The 15,287-nt window shown below is 67.1% G+C and carries 13 protein-coding genes; 4 read left to right on the top strand and 9 right to left on the bottom strand.

Annotation, left to right across the window (positions count from 1 at the left end):
* Positions 1-10: 10 nt before the first annotated feature.
* From ACNFJ7_RS08190 to ACNFJ7_RS08180, 3 genes are read right to left on the bottom strand one after another with little or no spacing between them, the layout of a single operon-like run.
* Complete coding sequence (locus ACNFJ7_RS08190) at positions 11-373, bottom strand: hypothetical protein (protein ID WP_019371180.1); 363 nt, start codon at positions 371-373, stop codon at positions 11-13.
* A gap of 40 nt (positions 374-413) precedes the next feature.
* On the bottom strand, positions 414-1,994 hold the full coding sequence (locus tag ACNFJ7_RS08185) for an ATP-binding cassette domain-containing protein (protein ID WP_026009411.1): 1,581 nt from the start codon (positions 1,992-1,994) through the stop codon (positions 414-416).
* Positions 1,991-3,583 carry an ABC transporter ATP-binding protein/permease gene (locus ACNFJ7_RS08180; protein WP_019371182.1) on the bottom strand — a complete coding sequence of 531 codons (1,593 nt, stop codon included), beginning with the start codon at positions 3,581-3,583 and terminating at the stop codon, positions 1,991-1,993. Before ACNFJ7_RS08180 ends, ACNFJ7_RS08185 begins: the two co-directional genes overlap by 4 nt.
* Before the next feature lie 118 nt (positions 3,584-3,701).
* On the opposite strand from ACNFJ7_RS08180, the gene ACNFJ7_RS08175 reads away from it, so the two are divergent.
* The 3 genes from ACNFJ7_RS08175 to cydX are packed head-to-tail and all read left to right on the top strand — an operon-like array spanning position 3,702 to position 6,590.
* Positions 3,702-5,291, top strand: a complete 1,590-nt coding sequence (locus tag ACNFJ7_RS08175) for a cytochrome ubiquinol oxidase subunit I (RefSeq protein ID WP_019371183.1) — start codon at positions 3,702-3,704, stop codon at positions 5,289-5,291.
* Between the two features lie 21 nt (positions 5,292-5,312).
* Entirely contained in the window at positions 5,313-6,461 is a 1,149-nt protein-coding gene (gene cydB / locus ACNFJ7_RS08170; protein ID WP_019371184.1) for a cytochrome d ubiquinol oxidase subunit II, read from the top strand.
* 12 nt (positions 6,462-6,473) lie between these two features.
* Positions 6,474-6,590, top strand: coding sequence for a cytochrome bd-I oxidase subunit CydX (gene cydX, locus ACNFJ7_RS08165; RefSeq protein ID WP_082664522.1), 117 nt, complete (start codon positions 6,474-6,476; stop codon positions 6,588-6,590).
* Between the two features lie 72 nt (positions 6,591-6,662).
* Here the strand turns inward: cydX and ACNFJ7_RS08160 are convergent, their stop codons facing one another.
* Complete coding sequence (locus ACNFJ7_RS08160; protein ID WP_019371185.1) at positions 6,663-6,821, bottom strand: hypothetical protein; 159 nt, start codon at positions 6,819-6,821, stop codon at positions 6,663-6,665.
* Between the two features lie 203 nt (positions 6,822-7,024).
* Between ACNFJ7_RS08160 and ACNFJ7_RS08155 the strand changes: the two genes are divergently transcribed.
* Entirely contained in the window at positions 7,025-8,119 is a 1,095-nt protein-coding gene (locus tag ACNFJ7_RS08155; protein ID WP_019371186.1) for a mechanosensitive ion channel family protein, read from the top strand.
* Here the strand turns inward: ACNFJ7_RS08155 and ACNFJ7_RS08150 are convergent.
* The 5 genes from ACNFJ7_RS08150 to ACNFJ7_RS08130 form a co-directional block, all read right to left on the bottom strand.
* Positions 8,070-9,479, bottom strand: coding sequence for an alpha,alpha-trehalose-phosphate synthase (UDP-forming) (locus ACNFJ7_RS08150; protein WP_019371187.1), 1,410 nt, complete (start codon positions 9,477-9,479; stop codon positions 8,070-8,072). The genes ACNFJ7_RS08155 and ACNFJ7_RS08150 overlap by 50 nt on opposite strands.
* Entirely contained in the window at positions 9,476-11,269 is a 1,794-nt protein-coding gene (locus tag ACNFJ7_RS08145) for a glycoside hydrolase family 15 protein (protein ID WP_019371188.1), read from the bottom strand. Before ACNFJ7_RS08145 ends, ACNFJ7_RS08150 begins: the two co-directional genes overlap by 4 nt.
* A complete protein-coding gene (otsB, locus tag ACNFJ7_RS08140; protein WP_019371189.1) occupies positions 11,266-12,024 on the bottom strand; it encodes a trehalose-phosphatase in 759 nt (252 codons plus the stop codon). Before otsB ends, ACNFJ7_RS08145 begins: the two co-directional genes overlap by 4 nt.
* Before the next feature lie 45 nt (positions 12,025-12,069).
* Positions 12,070-13,410: a chloride channel protein gene (locus ACNFJ7_RS08135; protein WP_019371190.1), complete on the bottom strand. Its 1,341-nt coding sequence runs from the start codon at positions 13,408-13,410 to the stop codon at positions 12,070-12,072.
* 78 nt (positions 13,411-13,488) lie between these two features.
* Positions 13,489-15,282 (bottom strand): glycoside hydrolase family 9 protein, encoded by a 1,794-nt coding sequence (locus ACNFJ7_RS08130; RefSeq protein ID WP_019371191.1) that lies wholly within the window; start codon positions 15,280-15,282, stop codon positions 13,489-13,491.
* Between the last annotated feature and the right edge of the window lie 5 nt (positions 15,283-15,287).

Below are 15,287 nucleotides of genomic sequence, written 5' to 3'. Positions count from 1 at the left end.
CGGTATCGTGTCAGGCGGTGCGGAGGATGGGCGGCGCGCGGCTGCGCCAGTCGTGCGAGCGCAGCAGGCGGATAGCGGGATCGGCAACGATCGCAGCCTGCCAACGGATCGCGGGGGCCGGCGCGGCGAGCACCGGAGGGTCGGCGGCGAGATAGACGCCCGCTGCCGTTTCCTCGGCGCAGATGGGGCAATCCTGCCCCGCATCGCCGGAGCGGGAGGGAGGATGCGCGCGGTGCTCCGCAAATACGGCGGCGAAGCTTGACGCTTCATGCACATGGGCGCGCACGACGCCCGCCTGCCAGCACAGCGCGAACACCAGGAACAGTGCCGCAGCGAGCCGGGAAAGCGGATCGGTTACGCGAAACAAGCGCATCCGAGGCGACCTAGATCAGGACCTCGTATGTTGCAACATATCATTGTATCGAAAGATTGCTGATCTCGATCCGCTGCTGGGCGAGTGCGAGCGGCGCACGCCGGTGCGAGACGAGCAGCAATCCCCTGCCAGTGCGGGTAAGCCAGGCGTCGATCCGGGCCACCATTTCGCGTTCGGTGGCGGGATCCAGCCCTTCGCTCGGTTCGTCGAGCAGCAGCCAGGGGCGTTCGGCGAGCAGCGCGCGGGCCAGCGCCAGCCGCTTGCGCTCGCCGCCCGAAAGCGTGCCGCCGGCTTCGGCCACGGGCGTGTTGAGCCCGGCCGGCATGGCGGCCACCGCCGCGTCGAGACATGCGACATGGAGTGCTGCCAACATGTCCGTGTCTGTAACGCCGGGGCGGGCGACGCGCAGATTGTCGGCGATCGAGCCCGCGATCAGCATGGCGTCCTGCGGGGCGAGGGCGAACTGGCCGCGCAGGGTATTGGCGCTGCATTCGGGCAACGGCACTTCTCCCAGCGCCAGCGGATGCACCGGCGCGCGCAGGCCGGCCAGCGCCTCGATCAGCCGCGTCTTGCCGCTGCCCGAGATGCCGGTGATGGCCACGCGGCTGCCCGGCGCGATCCTGTTCTTGCCGAGCCGGATCGGCAGCGGCGGCGCGTTGCTTTCGGGTGCGGGGGGCGCATCGCCCGGCAATGCGACGAGCGTTTCGAGGCGGGCCAGTCCCTGGGTGACGCTCGCCTGCCGCAGCGCTGTGCGCGCGACGGCCGCCATCGCCTCGATCGAGGCGGCGGCGGCGAGCAGGGCCAGCGCGCGCAGCGGCGTCGGGCCTTGCGCCAGCGCGAACACCAACGCGGCGGTGATCGCGCCATAGGCGACCATCAGGCCGGCTATGGCGCCCTCGCCACGGGCCAGCGCCGCGCGGGCGCGATCCAGCGGGCGGGCAAGATCGGCGATCGTCTCTGCCACGCGCGGCGCGAGGCCATAGGCGATGATTTCGGGCCTTGCGGCAGCCATGTCGACAAAGGCGGTGCGCAGCGCGCCCAGCGCTTCGGCGGCGTCCACCGCGTGGCGCGCGGTGAGGCGGCGCGCGGCGATTCCAAGCACCAGCGGCAACAGCGCGAGCGCAAGGGCGAGCGCCAGCGCCGCCTGCAACCCCGCCAGCGCGACCAGCGCGACCGCGAAGATGGCGGCAACGAGCCCGGCAGGCAGGCTCGCGCGGCGGACGATCAGGTCTTCCAGCGCCTCGATATCGCCGATCAGCCGGGCGCTGGCATCGCCGCTCGCCAGGTCCGGCGCCGTGCGGCTGTCCTGGACGGCGAGCTTGACGAATAACTCACCCCGCAGACCCGCCATCCCACCCAACCCCGCCTGATGCGACAGCAGGCGCTCGCCGTAGCGCCCGCCGGTGCGGAGAATGGCAAGGCCGCGTATCGCGGCCGAGGGGATCAGGTAATTGAATGCGGCAACCGCAGCGGCACCACTCATGCCGGCAATTGCAGCACCGCTGAGGAACCAGCCGGACAGTGCGAGTAGCAGGATCGCGGCCACACCGGCGGCGGCGGCGCACAGCAGGCCGTAGCGAAGCATGCGGCGTTCAACGGAGGCGAGGGAAAAGGGGCTCACAGCCGAACCTCCGCGTCAACGGCGGCGATCAGATGCGGATCATGTGTGGCGACGATTACTGCGCGCTCGGCGGCGACGGCGCGGAGCAACTCGGTGATCGCGGCAGCGCCGGCCTCGTCCAGATCCGCGGTGGGTTCGTCGGCAAGCAACAGCGGGCGATCGGCGAGCAACGCGCGGGCGAGGCCGAGGCGACGGCGTTCCCCGCCCGACAGGCCGGAACCGCGATGATCAAGCGCCAGGTCAAGCCCGGCGCCGCGTTGGACGAGCATTGGGGCGAGGCCCACGCGGTCGATTGCAGCGAGGAGGGCGGCGTCCGTGGTATCGGGTGCGGCCAGGGCGAGATTTTCGCGCAAGGTGCCGGGAAGAATGAGCGGGTGTTGCGCAGCCCAGGCTATGGGGCTGCTGATACTCCCCTCCCACTTACGGAAAGGGTTCTCGGGACGGGTAGGCACCAGCGCTTCTTCGGGTGACAGGAACCGCAGGCTTCCTTCGCTCGGTACGATCTGTCCTGCGATCGCGGCGAGCAGGCTAGTCTTGCCGCTGCCGGTGGGGCCGGTGAGCGCCACCAGCCCGGTGGTGCCGACCGCCAGACTGACCGGGCCAACCGTGCGGCCGGGCCAGGCGATCACGAGATCCCGGGCTTCCACACCCGCGAACAGCGCTGGGGCTGCGATCGGCGCGACCACTTCCGGCATCGCCGTTATCGCCTTTCGTGCCGCTTCTCCCAACTGCTTGTCGTGATAGGCGGCTGCCAGCCGGCGCATCGGCAGGTAGAATTCGGGCGCCATCGCTAGCGCGAAAAAGGCCTCGCGCAGCGTCAGCGTCTCCGGGCTCGCAAAGGGGAGCAGGCCGAGCAGGCCGAAGCCGCAATAGACCGCGACCAGTGCCACCGCGAGCGCCGAGAAGAATTCCAACACCGCGCTTGATAGGAACGCAAGGCGCAGCACCGCGACGGTGCGATCCGCCACCGCGCGGGTGGCCAGCTGCACCTGGCGGGCGATGCGCTTCTCGGCGGCGAAGTGGCGCAGGATCGGCAAGGTGCGGACGCGATCAACGAACAGCGCGGAAAGATCGCCCAGCGCTTCGAGCTGGCGTTCGGACGCGCGCCGGGCCGCGGTGCCTGCCAGGATCATGCCGAGGATGAACGGCACCAGCGTGGCGATCAGGATGGCGGCTGCGACGGGGCTGGCGCAGGCGATGATTGCCACCGCCACCAGCGGCGCGGCGGCGGCTGCCGTGCGCGCGGGAACGAAGCGAGTTTCATAGCCTTCGATCGTGGCGACATGATCGATCGCCAGCGTGGCCGACTGGCCGATCGACGGCCCGGCACCGCTGCCGAGCAGCCGTTCGAGCAGCGCGCGGCGCAGAGACCCGGTACTCGCCTGTGCGCCACGCACTGCCAGCGCCGGCACGCCCCAGGCGGTGGCGGCGCGAACCAGACCGCCGCACAGCATCGCCGCGAACGGCGCTGCGCCGACAGGTTCAGCAACGGCGATGGTCGCAATTCCATCGGCGATGCCCCAGGCGAACAATGCCGCGCCGCCCAAATCGATGATCCAGGCGAGCCCGGCCTGCTTCTGAAGGGTCATATCCTCCACGTCTAAAGCCTTATCTCGTGCCCGGCAGGAATAGGGGATGTTCCGCATAGGCGCAGCGGAGACCGGCGCCTAGGCCGCGACCACCGGCTCTTTGCTGAGGACATTCTCTATGGATATGGCAGTAGTAGAGCTGTCGCGCCTGCAATTCGCGCTGACAGCCATGTACCACTTCCTGTTCGTGCCGTTGACGCTGGGCCTTTCCTTCATCCTCGTGATTACGGAAAGCGTCTATGTCGTCACCGATCGCCCGATCTGGAGGGATATTACGCGTTTCTGGGCCAAGCTCTTTGGCATCAACTTCGTCCTCGGGGTCGCTACCGGGCTGACGATGGAATTCGAATTCGGGACGAACTGGTCCTATTACTCGCACTATGTGGGCGATATCTTCGGGGCGCCGCTGGCGATCGAGGGGCTAATGGCCTTCTTCCTCGAAGCCACCTTCGTCGGCCTGATGTTCTTTGGCTGGGATCGACTATCGAAGCGCCAGCATCTGATGGTCACTTTCCTCACCGCGCTAGGCACCAATTTGTCGGCCTTGTGGATCCTCGTCGCTAATGGCTGGATGCAGCATCCCGCGGGGGCGGTGTTCAATCCCGAGACGATGCGCATGGAAGTAGTCGACTTCATAGCGGTGATCTTCAATCCGGTCGCCCAAGCGAAGTTCGTCCATACGGTGAGCGCCGGTTACGTCTGCGCCAGCGTATTCGTGCTCGGCGTATCGGCCTATTATCTGCTGCGCGGTCGGCACATCGAACTGGCCAAGCGAAGCTTCGCGGTGGCAGCGGCGTTCGGTCTGGCGGCATCGCTGTCGGTCGTCGTGTTGGGCGACGAGAGCGGCTATGCGTTGACCGACAACCAGAAGATGAAGCTGGCTGCTATCGAAGCCGAATGGCACACCGAAGCGGCACCGGCGGGCATCACCGTGTTCGGTTTTCCTTCGAATGCGGGCCGCGAGACGCTGTTTCAAGTGAAGGTGCCTTATGTGCTGGGCCTAATCGGCACGCGCAGCCTGACCGGCCAGGTCGAGGGCATTTATCCGCTTGTGGCCAAGGCCAAGCTGCGGATCGAGAACGGGCTGACCGCCTATGACGCGCTGGAGACGCTGAAGACCGATCGGACCAACGTCGCCGCGCGCGCCAAATTCGAAACGGCGAAGAGCGATCTCGGCTATGCGCTGTTGCTGAAGCGGTGGGTCGCCGATCCGCGCCGGGCTACTGAAGCGCAGATCGATCGAGCGGCCTGGTCGACGGTTCCCAATGTACCGGCCGTGTTCTGGCTATTTCGCGGTATGGCGGCGCTCGGCTTCTTCTTTATCGCCTTCTTCACCGCGGCGCTTTACTACGCCAACACCCGCCGCTTTCACCGGAAGTGGTTCCTGCGGACGGCGATGTGGATCATCCCGCTGCCGTGGATTGCGATTGAGTTCGGCTGGATCGTCGCCGAAGTCGGCCGTCAGCCCTGGGCGGTAGACGGCGTGCTGCCGACCTTCCTGGCGACTTCCACCCTCACGGTGCCGGCGCTGTGGACAACAATCATCGGCTTCACGGCGATCTATGGCCTGATGGCGGTGATCGAACTGCGCCTGATGTTGAGCGCCATCAAGCATGGGCCGGAGACCTATGAGCCCTGGCAACCCCGTCACGACCCGGTGCCCACGGCACCCGAGCCGCGACCGCTCCACACCGTCCCGGCGGAATGAGCGCGAGCAAGGAGAAAGAACATGTCCATTCCGCTCGATTATGAAGTCTTGCGCCTGATCTGGTGGGCGCTGCTGGGGGTGCTGTTGATTGGCTTCGCGCTGACCGACGGTTTCGATCTGGGAACGGCCGCGCTGCTGCCGTTTGTGGGCCGAACCGACGAAGAGCGCCGCATGGTGATCAACACCGTCGGGCCGACCTGGGAAGGCAACCAAGTATGGTTCATTCTGGGGGGCGGTGCCATCTTCGCCGCCTGGCCGTTCGTCTATGCGGTCAGCTTTTCCGGCTTCTACCTGGCGATGTTCCTTGTGCTGGCGGCGCTGATCCTGCGGCCGGTGGGGTTCAAATACCGCTCCAAGCGCCCCGGCTCCGGCTGGCGTTCGCGTTGGGACTGGGCGCTGTTCGTCGGCGGATTCGTGCCGGCTTTGGTGTTCGGCGTGGCGGTGGGCAACGTGCTGCTGGGTGCGCCCTTCCGGCTCGATAGCGACCTGCGCTCCTTCTACGACGGTACGCTGCTCGGCCTGTTCACGCCGTTCAGCCTGGTGGCCGGCCTGCTTTCGGTGGCGATGCTGGTGCTCCACGGCGCCGGCTGGCTGACACTGAAGGCGGAGGAGGGGCCGGTGGTTCAACGCGCACAGCGCTTCGGCACTGTCGCCGCAATTCTGTCCATCGCGCTGTTCGCGGCCGGGGGCGCCTTTGTGGCCTATGGCGACATGGGCTATCGACTGGCCGGCGTCGTCGATCCTAACGGGCCTTCAAACCCGCATCTGCTCGAAGCCGTGAAGGCGCCGGGCGCGTGGCTCGACAATTACGGCAAATACCCTTGGATGCTTACGGCGCCGCTGCTCGGCTTCCTCGGGCCGGTGCTGGCGCTGATCGGTATCCGCGGCCGGAACGGCATGCTGGTGTTCGCGGGTTCGTCACTGGCTAATGTGGGCATCATCGCCACTGTCGGCCTGTCCATGTTCCCGTTCATTTTGCCGAGCTCGATCGACCCGGCCTCCAGCCTTACCGCCTGGAACGCTTCGTCGAGCCACCTGACGCTGTTCATCATGCTGGTCTGCACGCTCGTGTTTCTGCCGATCGTGCTGGCCTACACCGCCTGGGTGTACAAGGTGATGTTCGGCCGCGTTACCGGGGAAGAGTTGCGGCTCAACCCGGACCTCTACTGAGGAGTAAACTCCATGTGGTATTTCGCTTGGATCCTGGGAACCTGCCTAGCCGTCGCGGTCGCTGTGCTAAACGGCATCTGGCATGAGTTCCATTCCGACCCGACATCGGACCTCACGGTTCTCGACTGAGGAGGGCACGAAACAAGGAAGGCGGGCATTCCGGTTGTCGGATCGCCCGCCTTTCGCGTTTAGGGGCATGCTTTACATCGGATCGCCGGCGGCCCGCCGTTCGAAGATCGCCGCCAGTTCGAGGTGCAGCCGCTTGTGGCGCTCGTTCGGAGCGCGAGTCGCGCGGTCGCGCTCCTGCTCCGCCCGCTCACGGAAATGGCTGGAAAGTGGCGCATGTTGCCGCGTGCTCATCGACCATTCCCGTGGATTGCGATTAGTTCGCAGCTAATGTGATGCGGAACACCCTCAAGTGCCATTCCGTAGAAATCAGGATAGGGGCGACATGGGTACGCGCTTGTCCTTGCTTGACGCGTGGGGCGGCGCGACGGGTGGTCGGAACCCATTCTGCTGCCGCTCCGTTTCAATGTCTCCATCCCTAGCGACAGGAGAACGCCTTGGAGCGGCTTATCGCCGATCTTCCCGGCTGGGTGACGAGCATTGCCCTGATCGCAGCGGCCGTCGCCGCCGCCTTGCTGGTCCACCGGTTCGCCCTTGCCATTGCTCGGCGCGCCGCGACGCACAGCAAGGGCCAGTTGGATGACATCCTGCTCCGTCGGCTGCACCGACCCGCACGGTGGCTGCTGGTTGCAATCGCGCTTTCGTTCGTCCAGCCTGGATTAGACCTGGGCACGAGTGGCACGCGCGCCTGGGCGCAGGCCGCCGGTCTGTTCGTCCCTGGCCTGCTCGGCTGGATGGCGGTGGCACTGCTCGGCGTGCTATTCGACTGGGTATTACTGCGCGCCGATGTGAGCGTGGCGGACAACCTGCGCGCACGTCGCCGGCGCACCCGCGCCTCGATCCTGCATCGCATCACCGTGTTCGTGGTACTGGCGATCACCTTCTGCCTGATGCTGATGAGCATCCCCAGCGTGCGCAGCATCGGCGTGACGCTGATCGCCTCGGCCGGCCTCGCCGCCTTGGCCGTGGGCGCCGCAGCCCAGCCTGCGCTCAAGAACCTGATCGCCGGCATCCAGATGGCATTTTCGGAGCCGATCCGGCTGGACGACGTCGTCATCATCGATGGCGAATGGGGGCGAATCGAAGACATCCGCCTGACTTATGTGGTGGTGAAGATCTGGGACGAGCGCCGTCTGGTCGTGCCCGTATCCAAGTTCTTGGAGAACAGCTTCCAGAACTGGACCCGAGAAACCAGCCAACTTCTCGGCAGCGTGTTCTGGTATCTCGATCCTGCCGCCGACATTCTCCGGCTGCGCGCCAAGTTGGAGGAACTGGTCAAGGCCAATCCGCGCTGGGACGGCCGCTTCTGCAACCTGCAGGTCACCGACACCAGGCCCGAGGCGATCGAGGTCCGCGGGCTGATGACGGCCAAGGATGCGTCGACCGCCTTTGACCTGCGCTGCGACATTCGCGAAGGGCTGCTCGCCTATATCCGGAGTGAGATGCCCGAGGCGCTGGTCCGCACCCGCGGGCTGCTCGACTTCACGCCTCGACCGGAAGCCGGGTCTCCGTCTCCATCGGGACGCTCCTGAGCTCGTCGGTAAACTTCTTGAGCCACCACATCACGTCCTGTTCGTCGACGCCCGCCTTCAGCGCCTGCCAGCGTTCGATCCGCTCCTCGAGCGACATGTTGAGCGCCTGGCAGATCGCGTCGGAGACTTCCTCTGCGCTATAGGGATTGACCAGCAGCGCCTGCTCCATCTGGATCGCGGCGCCGGCGAACTTGGAAAGGATCAGCACGCCGGGATCCTTCGGATCCTGCGCGGCGACATATTCCTTCGCCACCAGGTTCATCCCGTCGCGCAGCGGCGTGACGAGGCCGATCTTGGCCGCGCGGTACACGCCGGCCAGCACGTCGCGCGGATAGCCCTGGTTGACGTAGCGCAGCGGCACCCAGTCGAGATCGGCATGCGCGCCGTTGATCTTGCCTGACAGCCCCTCCAGCGTGTTGCGGATGCGCTGATAGGTCTCGACGGTCGCGCGCGACGGCGGCGCGATCTGGAGCAGATACACTTCCTTGCGCTGCTCAGGGTACGTGGTGAGGAAGCGCTCGTAGCCGAGGAACCGCTCCTCCAGCCCCTTGGAATAATCGAGCCGATCGACGCCGACGATCAGCGAACGGCCGACCGAACTGGTGCGCATCTGCTGATAGGTCTCGCGCGCGGAGTCGCTCTCGGCGAGCGCCGCGAACTCCTTGGCGTCGATGCCGATCGGGCAGGCGACCAGCTTGACGCTCTTCAGGCCGATGCGCAGCACGCCGTCGGGCTGGACCACCGCTTCCATCTCGGCACGGGCGAAATCGATGAAGGACTCCATCCATTCCTGGGTGTGGAAGCCGATCACGTCATAGGCGAACAGCGTCTCGATCAGCTCGTGCGCCTTGGGCAGGCTGGAGAGCAGCCGGCGCGGCGGCCAGGGGATGTGGAGGAAGAAGCCGATCCGGTTCTTGCAGCCCCGGCGGCGCAGTTCCTGGCCCAGCGGGAACATGTGATAGTCCTGCACCCACACCACGTCGTCCGGCTCGATCAGCGGGCGGACGGTGTCGGCGAAGCGCTCGTTGACGCGCTGATAGCCGCCGGCGAAGCCGCGCTCATATTCCGCCAGGTCGATCCGGTAGTGGAACAGCGGCCACAGCGTGCGGTTCGCATAGCCGTTATAATATTCGTCGATGTCCTGCTCTTCGAGGTCGACCGTCGCGGTGGTCACGCCCTCGCTGCGCTGCATGCTGATCTGACCGGTGAACTGGTCGGTCTGTTCGCCGGACCAGCCGAACCAGATCCCGCCATTTTCGCGCAAGGCTGCGGCGAGCGCGACGGCTAGCCCCCCTTGCGCGCCGGAGTTGGAGCCGTTGGGTGCGGTGACGCGGTTCGAAATGACGATCAGGCGGCTCAACGGATCGAACTCCAGGGTTTGCTCAGCAGGACGGCACAATTGATCATGCCGACCAGCGAGTAGGTCTGGGGATAATTGCCCCACAATTCCCCGGTCACGGGGTCGATATCCTCGGAGAGCAGGCCGGCGGCGGTGCGCCGGCCCAGCATCTCCTCGAACAAGGCGCGCGCTTCGTCGGTACGGCCGGTGATGTGCAGCGCTTCGATCAACCAGAACGTACAGAAGTTGAACGCGGTTTCGGGCAGCCCGAAATCATCCTCGGTATCGTAGCGCAGCATGGTCGAGCCGCGGCGCAGCCCTTCTTCCACCGCCTTCAGCGTGGAGACGAAGCGGGGATCGTCGGGCGCCAGGAATCGCATTTCCAGCAGCTGGAGCAGGCTGGCGTCGAGATCGTCGCCCGAGAAGGTGGCGGAGAAGCGATCGGTCTCCTCGCGCCACGCCTTGTCGAAGATCGTCGTGCGGATCGTGTCGGCGCGGTGCTGCCAGAAGTCGCGGCGCTCGGGCAGGTTCAGCACATGCGCGGCGTTGGCGAGCCGGTCGCACGCCGCCCAGCACATGGCCACCGAATAGGTGTGGACGCTCTGGCGGGTGCGCAGCTCCCACAGCCCGGCGTCGGGCGAGTCGTGATACTGCCAGGCACGTTCGCCGACGCGCTCCAGCGATTCGAAATCCTCGACGCTGGCGATGCGGTACAGTCGCTGGTCGAAAAAGGCCTGGACGTTGGACAGGACGATCTGGCCATAGGCGTCGTGCTGGACCTGCTCATAAGCCTGGTTGCCGACGCGCACCGGGCCCATGCCGCGATAGCCCGCAAGATCGAGCGCCTCGCGCTCCTCCAGCGTCGCCTCGCCCAGCACGCCGTAGAGCGGCTGGATATGGCCGCCGCGCGGCTCGGCCCGGGCATCGTCGACGATGTTGCGCAGATAGCCGAGATAGGTCTCCAGCACGTCGAGTGCGCCCAGCCGGTTGAGCGCCTGCACCGTGTAATAGGCGTCGCGGATCCAGCAGTAGCGATAGTCCCAGTTGCGCTGCGAGCCAGCATGCTCGGGGATCGAGGTGGTCAGCGCCGCCACGATCGCGCCGGTTTCCTCGTGCTGGCAGAGCTTGAGGGTGATGGCCGAGCGGATCACCACCTCCTGCCACTCCAGCGGAATGGCGAGACCGCGCACCCAATGCTGCCATTCGGTGGTGGAGTGGGTAAGCATATCGTCAATGGTTTCGGCAACGTCGCCGCTGAAGCTTTCGTCGGGCCCGAGGAAGAAGTGCAGGGGCTTTTCGACGCGGAACACCCGTTCCTCGTCGACCATGCCGACGGGCGCGGTGGTGGTGAGCCGCAGCGTCATCGGTTCGACCAGATAGCGCAGATGGTTGGAGCCGCCGATGCGCGTCGCGCAGGGCTTACCCCAGCCGCAGGTGGGCCGCAGCCTCACGCGGATCCGCGGGCTGCCCGCCACGGGCCGGACGATGCGCGCAAAGGCGACCGGGCGATAGACCCGGCCCAGCCGCTGAAAACGCGGGCAGAAATCGGTAACTTCGATCGCATTGCCGGCAGCGTCGCTGTGGCGGCTGACCAGGATCGGCGCGTTGCGCAGATAGCGCTGTTCGACCGACACCACACCTTCCAGCGCGATATCCCAAAATCCCGATTCCGGTTCTTCGCCGCCGACCAGCGCGGAGAACAGCGGATCGCCATCGACCCGCGGCACGCAACCCCACACAAAGCGGCCGGTACGATCGATCAGCGCGCTGACCTGACAGTTGCCGATGGGCCAGAGGTCCAGCGTGCTCATACCGTGACTCCGGTTGCCGCGGCGAGCCAGCCGAGAACATCGGCGACGCCGTCGATGCGGAACCGCGCATCGGTCGGGCGGGGAGGGCCGACCAGAACGCCCGCGCCACCCAGGGCGGCCACCGCGGAAAAGCCGGGTTCGTCGGTAACGTCGTCGCCCAGGAACACCGGCCGGCCGGCCGCGAAGCGCGGATCGGCCATGAGCGTGCGGATCGCACTGCCCTTGTCGCCGCCGGGGCTGCGCACCTCGACCATCATCTTGCCGTGCTGGAGATACAGCCCGTGGTCGGCGGCAAGCGCTTCTCCCAGCGCAATCGCCGCGGCTTCATGTTCGGGGTTCAACCGGTAATGGATGGCGGCGCCGAGCGGCTTGTCTTCCAGGATCGCGCCGGCATGCGCATCGGTGAAGGCGCGCATCGCGGCGAGCGCCTCGACCAGCCCGGCAGGGCGATCGGCCCGCTCGCGGCGGCCATCGGACCATCGAAACTCCATGCCGTGGCTGCCGACGACCGAGGGCGGGCGATCACCGAACATCGCGGCAAGATCCTCGGCCGGGCGGCCGCTTACCAGCGCGAGCCGCCCCTCAAGCTTTTCTTCCAGCGCCGCGAGCATGTCGATCAGCATGGCGTCCATCACCACGCCATCTGGGCGATCGGCGAGTTCTACCAGCGTTCCATCGAAATCGAGGAACAGGCTGGCGGCATCGAGCAAATCCGCCGGCGGCGGCATCAGCGAAACAGGGTCCCGGTCGGGCATGCAACTCCTCATCGGCGCGCAGATTGGCGCGCGCCCCATGGATCGTTACGCGCGCACGCCCGATCCGTTCCCCCGATCGTCCGATTCATGCTGCACCTGCGTAGTGCCGAAGCGCTGCGAAAGGCCGTGATAAAGCCGTTCCCTGGAGACGCGCTGGGCAGTGAAATCTGCGATCAGCGCGGCGGCCAGCAGGGGCAGCATCAGCCCGCGGCTGGCCGTCGTCTCGGCGATGATGATGACGGCGGTGAGCGGGGCGCGGACCACGCCGGTGAAATAGGCGACCATGCCCAGCAGCACGATGGTGCCTCCCGGGGCAGTGGGGAACAGCGGGCGGATCAGATCGCCGACGCCGGCGCCGACCGAAAGCGAAGGCGCGAAGATGCCGCCCGGGATGCCGGCGACTGCGGTTGCGAGAGTCGCGACGAACTTGGCGGGGGCGTACCACCAGGGGATCGCTCCGCCGGTGATCGCGGTTCGCGCTGCGTCATAGCCCGTTCCCCAGGTGAGGCCGCTCGCGACGCCGATCAGCGCCACCACCAGTCCGCAGCCGGCGGCGTATGCCAGCGTGTGGCGGCGCATGGCGACCAGCGGGCGCCATCCCGATCCGCCCGCCGCCAGCATGGCCCGGGCGAATAGCGCGCCGGCAAGACCGCCAACCACGCCCGCCACCGGCGCAGCGAGGATCGCCTGGGCCAGCGGTAGCGTGCTGCGCATCGCGCCGAAATATACATAGTCGCCCGCGATGCCGAGGCTGGTCATGCCCGCGATCAGCACCGCTGCCATCACCAGCACGGCCATGCGCTGCTCATAGGCGGCAGCAAGTTCCTCGATCGCGAAGGCAACCCCGGCCAGCGGCGTGTTGAACGCCGCCGCGACGCCCGCCGCGCCCCCCGCGATATAGGCCGAGGCGCGGAGCCGCACGCGGGCGAAGCGATGGGCATAGCCCATGATCGAAGCGGCGACCTGCACTGTCGGGCCTTCCCGCCCGGTGGAAGCGCCCACCAGCACCGCGCCCACCGTCAGCGCCAGCTTGAGCAGCACCGTGCGCGCGGCGGTGAGGCTGGCCATCGCCGCTTCGGGATTTCGGGTGGCGGCCATGACCTGCGGGATGCCCGAGCCTATCGCATCGGGGGCGAAGCGCCGGGTCGCCCAGGCGAAGAGCGCGAAGCCGGCAGGGGTGAGCAGAACCGGCAGCCACCAGGCGCGCGCCGTGATCGAAGCGAACTGCCCCGCGGCCCAATCCGCGGCGATGGCGAAGGCAAGCGCCACCAGCCCGATGACGATGGCCCCACCCAGAAAGGCGATGCGCCGCCGCCACATCGGCGCCGTCGGCCCGTGCCGGCGTACGATCGCGCGCATCCGGCGGGCATTGCGGTGATGGTCCATCGTCTTCCTCGGCAGCGCCCCCGCTTCCGCCGCCTTCCTTAACGTTGAACCCGCAAATGTCAGGACGCTATTTGCGCGTCAGTCCTCCAGCCAGGCGGCCACCCAGAACAGCGGCGCGTTCCAGTTGATCGCCACCTCGTTCAGGGCATAGGCGCCGATCTCGTCGGCCCAGCAGGTCTGGGGTGCGCATTTCCCCTTCAGCTTCGCCGCCACCGGATCGCTCATCGCCGTATCGTTCGGACCACCGGAGAGCACGCCGGGTGGCGGCCCCGGCAGTTTGGAATCCAGCACATGCGCCCAGAAGCGGTGATGCGGGTTGCGCAGCGGTCGCGTGCCATAGCCGCTAACATAGGATTGGCCGAGCGGATTGCGCCCGAGCACATAATCCATCGCGGAAACCAGACCTGGCCGATATTTGCCGTCGCCGGTCAGATCGCCGGCAACGCCGAGCAGCATCGCGTGGTTGAGGAGATCGCCGTTCGATCCCCAGGGATAGCCGACGGCGCGGTAGGCAAGGGCGTAGCCATTCTCGCGACGTTGGGCGAGGATGCGATCCGCACCGGCGATGACCGCCTGGCGGACGCGCTGCAGCTCGGCGGCGGTGAGCCCGGTCTTCACCGTGGCAAGCGTGATCGTGCCCAGCGGCGCGGTGGCGTTCCAGCCGGGTGCCCGCACCGTCTCGCCGAAATGGGGCGAGGCCGCCACGGCCTGGTGGAACGGTGCTTCGCCGGTGGTGGCGTAGAGTTCGGCGGCGGCCCAGTAGAATTCGTCGCTCAGGCTGGAATCGCCATAGCCGCCGCTGCCGGTGAAGCTGCTGGTGGCAAACACCTGCGGGTTGCGCTGCGCTGCCGCCCAAGCGCGCCGCGCGGCGGCGAGGCAGCGGGCCGCGAACGCATCGTCGATCCCGCGCCACAGCCGCGCGCACTGCGCCGCCGTGGCCGCGAGGTTGAGGGTCGCGCCGGTCGTGGGCGGATAGAGCAGCCGCTCCTCGGGATCGTTCTGCGGCGGCATCGGCAGCTTGGTCCAGGTGCGATCGGCGACCTTCTGGTGCGCCATTCCGCCGGCATCGATTTCCACAAAGGGTGGGAGCTGCGATCGGCCGAGCGGCCCGGTTGGCACGCTGGCGCGCACGCCGTCGGCGATCTGCATGCGGAGCAGAAACTCCATCTCCCAGCGTGCTTCATCGAGCAGATCGCTGACGCCGTTGCCCGATTCGGGGATACGCAGCGCCCCGTCCGGGAAGGCGGCCGGGCGGCGTTCATAGGCGTTCAGCAGCGTCCACAGCGCGATGCCGCCGTTGACGACATATTTCCCATGATCGCCGGCGTCGTACCAGCCGCCGGTTACGTCTAGCCGATAGTTGCAACCGGGCCAGCGCGTGCCGCGCTCGTCGGCGCCGGAAAAGCAGGCCGCCACTTCGGAGGCGTGGCCCGCTGGGCGCGCCCAGGCGGCGCCGGCGAAGCGTGCGTCGATCGGCAAACCGGCGCGCTGCTGGTAGAAGAAGTTCGCCGCGTCGCGCACCAGCGGCCGGTAGACATTCTCCGCGATGGTGAAGCGATCGCTGGTCACGCCGGCAACCGACAGACGGTACCCGCTACCCGCACGCCGGAACCCTGAAAAGTCGATCCGCTGGACCACCGCACCCGAACTTGCATCGGGCCCGTACACCATGGTCTCGCCCGTTCCGACAGCGTTGCCATTCGCGTCCAGCAACTGCCACTTCATGGGCTCGGCGCCCGCGCCGCGCAGCACGGCGAGCTTCACGTCGCTGGGTTCGAAGCCGAGTTGATTGACATCGATAACCGGCTGCTGCTGCTGCGCACATGCCGGGCTCGCCGCCACCAAGGCAGCGAGCAGCCACGTCTTTTCCATCCGCA

Source organism: Sphingomonas sp. HT-1, assembly GCF_048568905.1.
Taxonomy (GTDB): Bacteria; Pseudomonadota; Alphaproteobacteria; order Sphingomonadales; family Sphingomonadaceae; genus Sphingomonas.
Note: the sequence above shows the minus strand (reverse complement) of the source record. Positions and strands in the feature narration are given on the sequence as shown.

What these genes read in the sequence shown, in the direction of transcription:
- ACNFJ7_RS08190 (WP_019371180.1), bottom strand. Translation starts at nt 373, where the DNA reads ATGCGCTTGTTTCGCGTAACCGATCCGCTTTCCCGGCTCGCTGCGGCA.
- ACNFJ7_RS08180 (WP_019371182.1), bottom strand. Translation starts at nt 3,583, where the DNA reads ATGACCCTTCAGAAGCAGGCCGGGCTCGCCTGGATCATCGATTTGGGC.
- ACNFJ7_RS08175 (WP_019371183.1), top strand. Translation starts at nt 3,702, where the DNA reads ATGGATATGGCAGTAGTAGAGCTGTCGCGCCTGCAATTCGCGCTGACA.
- cydB (WP_019371184.1), top strand. Translation starts at nt 5,313, where the DNA reads ATGTCCATTCCGCTCGATTATGAAGTCTTGCGCCTGATCTGGTGGGCG.
- cydX (WP_082664522.1), top strand. Translation starts at nt 6,474, where the DNA reads ATGTGGTATTTCGCTTGGATCCTGGGAACCTGCCTAGCCGTCGCGGTC.
- ACNFJ7_RS08160 (WP_019371185.1), bottom strand. Translation starts at nt 6,821, where the DNA reads ATGAGCACGCGGCAACATGCGCCACTTTCCAGCCATTTCCGTGAGCGG.
- ACNFJ7_RS08145 (WP_019371188.1), bottom strand. Translation starts at nt 11,269, where the DNA reads ATGAGCACGCTGGACCTCTGGCCCATCGGCAACTGTCAGGTCAGCGCG.
- otsB (WP_019371189.1), bottom strand. Translation starts at nt 12,024, where the DNA reads ATGCCCGACCGGGACCCTGTTTCGCTGATGCCGCCGCCGGCGGATTTG.
- ACNFJ7_RS08135 (WP_019371190.1), bottom strand. Translation starts at nt 13,410, where the DNA reads ATGGACCATCACCGCAATGCCCGCCGGATGCGCGCGATCGTACGCCGG.
- ACNFJ7_RS08130 (WP_019371191.1), bottom strand. Translation starts at nt 15,282, where the DNA reads ATGGAAAAGACGTGGCTGCTCGCTGCCTTGGTGGCGGCGAGCCCGGCA.